Annotated in this window: 4 protein-coding genes; 1 reads left to right on the top strand and 3 read right to left on the bottom strand. The window is 68.7% G+C overall.

Annotated features, from left to right (window positions below; all coding sequences use genetic code 11):
- Both VN779_RS08650 and VN779_RS08655 read right to left on the bottom strand, forming a co-directional pair.
- Window positions 1-1,479 (bottom strand): glycerol-3-phosphate dehydrogenase/oxidase (locus VN779_RS08650; RefSeq protein WP_325721921.1); only part of this gene is annotated, 1,479 nt, incomplete at its 3' end.
- Window positions 1,476-2,057 carry a TetR/AcrR family transcriptional regulator gene (locus tag VN779_RS08655; protein WP_325662970.1) on the bottom strand — a complete coding sequence of 194 codons (582 nt, stop codon included), beginning with the start codon at window positions 2,055-2,057 and terminating at the stop codon, window positions 1,476-1,478. The genes VN779_RS08655 and VN779_RS08650, both read right to left, overlap by 4 nt.
- Window positions 2,058-2,116: 59 nt before the next feature.
- Between VN779_RS08655 and VN779_RS08660 the strand changes: the two genes are divergently transcribed.
- The gene (locus tag VN779_RS08660) at window positions 2,117-3,697 is read left to right on the top strand and encodes an FAD-binding oxidoreductase (RefSeq protein ID WP_349260712.1); all 1,581 of its coding nucleotides are present in this window, start codon (window positions 2,117-2,119) and stop codon (window positions 3,695-3,697) included.
- A 48-nt stretch (window positions 3,698-3,745) separates the two neighbouring features.
- On the opposite strand, the gene VN779_RS26380 is transcribed toward VN779_RS08660, so the two are convergent.
- The coding region (locus VN779_RS26380) for a zinc ribbon domain-containing protein (protein ID WP_349260711.1) at window positions 3,746-4,051 on the bottom strand (306 nt) is incomplete at its 5' end.

Here is a 4,051-nt window from a genome sequence, read left to right on the forward strand (position 1 = left end):
CACCAGACCGATGCGGGTGCGGCGATCGACGATGTCGTCGGCGTCCAGCGCGCCCTCATGGGTCACCGCGTACTCGAATTCCGCGCGGGTGACGTCAATGCCTTCGGCCACTGGGTCATTCGGCCGCTCGCAGCTGGCCGCCGCGATCACGTTCGGCGCCTCTGCGCCGAATCGGGCGACCAGCGACCCTGGCAGGTGGGCTGTCGAGGCCGCCGTGGCCACCGGATTCGACGGTGCACCGACCAGTGGAAGATCCCGGGTCCGGCAGGGACCGGCGGTCAGGTTGCGCAACCGGACCGCCCGGTCGAGCACATCCTCGGCCATGTGCCGGTATTCGGTGAGCTTGCCGCCGATCACACTGATCACGCCCGAGGCCGACTCGACGACCGCGTGTTCCCGCGACACGTCGGCCGTGCGGCCCGCTCCGGTGTCGATCAGCGGCCGCAGTCCGGCATACGCGCCGATGACGTCGGCCGGACCGAGCGCGACCTCCAGTGCGGTGTTGACGGTGTCGAGCAGGAACGAGATCTCGTCCGATGTAGGTTGCGGCACATCGGGAATCGGTCCTGGCGCGTCCTCGTCGGTCAACCCGAGGTACACGCGCCCCAGCTGTTCGGGCATCGCGAAAACGAACCGGTTGATCTCGCCGGGGATCGGAATGGTCAGCGCAACGACGGGATTGCCGAAGGATGCGGCGTCGAACACCAGATGTGTTCCGCGACTTGGCCGCAGCCGGATCGAAGTGTCGACCTCCCCCGCCCACACGCCGCTGGCATTGATGATGGCGCGGGCCGAGACGTCGAACGACTCGCCGGAGCGCTGATCGGTCAGTGTCACCGAGGTGCCCGTCGCGTTCGATGCGCCAACGCGGGTCAGTATCCGCGCGCCATGCTGCGCGGCGGTGCGCGCCACCGCGGTGACGAGCCGTGCGTCGTCGATGAGTTGTCCGTCGTAGGCGAGCAGGCCGCCGCTCAAGCCGTCGCGGCGCACGGTGGGCGCCATCTCGATCGCGCGCGCCGCATCGATCCGCCGTGAACGCGGCAGCGTCGATGACGGCGTGCCCGCCAGCTTGCGCAGCCCGTCGCCCGCCGCGAAACCGAAACGCACCAAAGCCCGCGCCGCCGTGCTCATCTCGGGCAGTAGCGGAACCAGCTGCGGCATGGCCTTGACGAGGTGGGGAGCGTTGCGCGTCATCAGGATTCCGCGTTCGATGGCGCTGCGGCGCGCGATTCCGACATTGCCTGTCGCCAGGTAGCGAAGCCCGCCGTGCACCAGCTTGGAGCTCCAGCGGCTGGTGCCGAACGCAAGGTCGTGCTTCTCCACCAACGCGACGCGCAGACCGCGGCTCGCGGCATCGAGCGCGATGCCGGTGCCGGTGATGCCGCCGCCGATCACGATCACGTCGAGCTGCTCGCCGTCGGCCAGCGCGGCCAGCTCGGCTACCCGCCGGGATTCGTTGAGTGCCGTCGAGCCGGTCATGGTTTCAGGTACCCGTCCAGGCAGTGGGCGAGTTCTACGTCGAGCGCGCGCGCGTCGAGGATCGCGGCGACGATCTGTCCTGACTGGATCGTCGACCGGGCGATCAGCAGACACATGGCCGCGAGCTGACGCGGCTCGCCGGGCCGGACGCTGCCTTCGTCCTGGGCGAGCTTGATGTCGGCCGCCAACGTGTCGATGAGGATCTGCTGGCTGGTGCCCAGCCGTTCGGTCGTGTAGACCATCGTCAACTCCGGAGCCCTGTTCAGCACCGACATGACGACTTCGTCGTCGCGCAGGTGGTCGGCCACCGCGACCATCCGCTCGACCACCGCTTCGCGGCCGACCCCACGGGTCGGGACCGCGTCCAACGCGCCGACAATCCGCGCGGTGAGCAGTGCCGCGAGCACCGACCGGATGTCGGGCCAGCGCCGATAGACCGTCGGCCTGCTCACCCGCGCGCGGCGCGCGATCTCCGCCAGAGTCACACGCTCGACCCCGTAAGCGGTCACACAATAGGCCGCTGCCTCGAGGATGCGGTCGCCGATCGGCGACGAGGGGTCGTTACTGATTGACACCATATGTAATACTGTAACCCATGGCGCGTCCGGATGACCAGCAAGCCGCACTCCTACCTCCGATGAAGTGGAACGCATGGGGGGACCCCGCGGAGGCGAAACCGCTATCTGTGAGCATTCGCTCGCTGCTCACGCAGGCGCTCGGCATCGACGACGCGGGCGCTGCCGACCTCGAACCCGAGCAAGTCCGGCTGCGGCCGTCGGCGCTGTCGCGCTCTGATCGCGAGGGGTTGGCGGAGATCGTGGGGACCGCGTACTGCGGCATCGACGACCGAGCCCGGCTGCTGCGTGCGGGCGGTAAGTCCACGCTGGATCTGTTGCGCCGCAAGGACACCGGCGTACAGGATGCGCCCGACGCGGTGCTGCTGCCCGGCGATGAAGAAGATGTGGCCGCGATTCTCCGATATTGCGCGGAGCACAGCATTGCGGTCGTCCCGTTCGGAGGGGGCACCAGCGTGGTCGGCGGCCTTGACCCTATCCGCGGCGACTTCAAGGCCGTGATCTCGCTGGACCTGCGTAAACTGAACCAGCTGCACGGGCTCGACGAGGTGTCCGGCGAAGCCGAGTTGGGCGCCGGCCTGACAGGGCCGGATGCCGAACGGGTACTCGGCGACCGCGGCTTCTCGCTCGGCCACTTCCCGCAGAGCTTCCAGTTCGCAACCATCGGCGGGTTCGCCGCGACGCGGTCGTCGGGACAGGACTCGGCGGGTTACGGCCGGTTCAACGACATGGTCCGCGGCCTGCGCACAGTGACGCCTGCCGGGGTGCTCGATCTCGGCCGTGCACCGGAGTCGGCGGCAGGCCCGGACCTTCGGCAACTGATGATCGGCTCGGAAGGCGTGTTCGGGATCATCACCCGCGTACGCGTTCGGGTACATCCGGTGCCGGAGGCCACCCGGTATGAGGCGTGGACGTTCGGTGACTTCGCCACCGGCGCCGACGCGCTCCGCGCCGTCGTGCAGACGGCCACCGGTCCGACCGTGATCCGGCTATCCGACGAGGCGGAGACCGGTGTCAACCTCGCGACCACCGAGAGCATCGGCGAGCACACCATCACCGGTGGCTGCCTGGCCATCACGGTTTTCGAGGGTTCGGCGGCGCACGCCGACAGCCGGCACGCAGAAACCCGCGCGCTACTGGAGGCGAAGGGCGGCACGTCACTGGGCGAGGGCCCCGCCCGCGGATGGGAGCACGGCCGGTTCGGCGCCCCGTATCTGCGCGATTCACTGCTGTCGGCGGGCGCGCTGTGCGAGACGCTCGAGACTGCGACGAGATGGTCCAACTTGCCCGCACTCAAGGCCGCCGTCACCGAGGCGCTGACGACCTCACTGGCCGAATCGGGCACGCCAGCGCTTGTGCTGTGCCACATTTCGCATGTGTATCCGACTGGCGCGTCGCTGTACTTCACCGTGGTCGCCGGGCAGCGCGGCAACCCGATCGAGCAGTGGCGCAAGGCGAAGGCCGCCGCGTCGGACGCGATGATGCGCACCGGCGGCACCATCACGCACCACCATGCGGTCGGCGCCGACCACCGGCCGTGGATGCGCGACGAGGTCGGCGACCTCGGTGTCGCGGTGCTGCGGGCCGTCAAGGCCACGCTCGATCCGGCGGGAATTCTCAACCCCGGCAAGCTGATTCCTTGACGTCCTCCCCGGACTGAGGTCCCGGGATTCCAACCCCATCCCACCGGCTTACGCGGCAGGAGTAGCGAGTTGAGGTTCACGGTTCGCAGACCGCCCAGCGGCGAGGTCTCCCCGTGCGGTCACCGCCCGTCCGGCGGCGATGTTGCGTGCAGCGTTCACATCGGCGTTGCACCGCCCAGCATTGCAAGCCTCGCACTCGAAAACCGCTTGGCTCTTGCGGTTCCCCGGTGCGACGTGCCCACATTCGGAGCAACGCTGCGACGTGTACGCAGCCGGGATCTGCTCGACCCGGCCGAAAGCCTTGTGCTGCAAACGCCTTACGAGCTGACCCCAGCCACTTCGGCTCATCGCACG

This window comes from Actinocrinis sp. (genome assembly GCF_035605935.1).
GTDB lineage: Bacteria > Actinomycetota > Actinomycetes > Streptomycetales > Catenulisporaceae > Actinocrinis.

Bases quoted from the DNA above. Each gene is read 5' to 3' on its own strand.
- VN779_RS08660 (WP_349260712.1), top strand. From the start codon at position 2,117: ATGAAGTGGAACGCATGGGGGGACCCCGCGGAGGCGAAACCGCTATCT.
- VN779_RS08655 (WP_325662970.1), bottom strand. From the start codon at position 2,057: ATGGTGTCAATCAGTAACGACCCCTCGTCGCCGATCGGCGACCGCATC.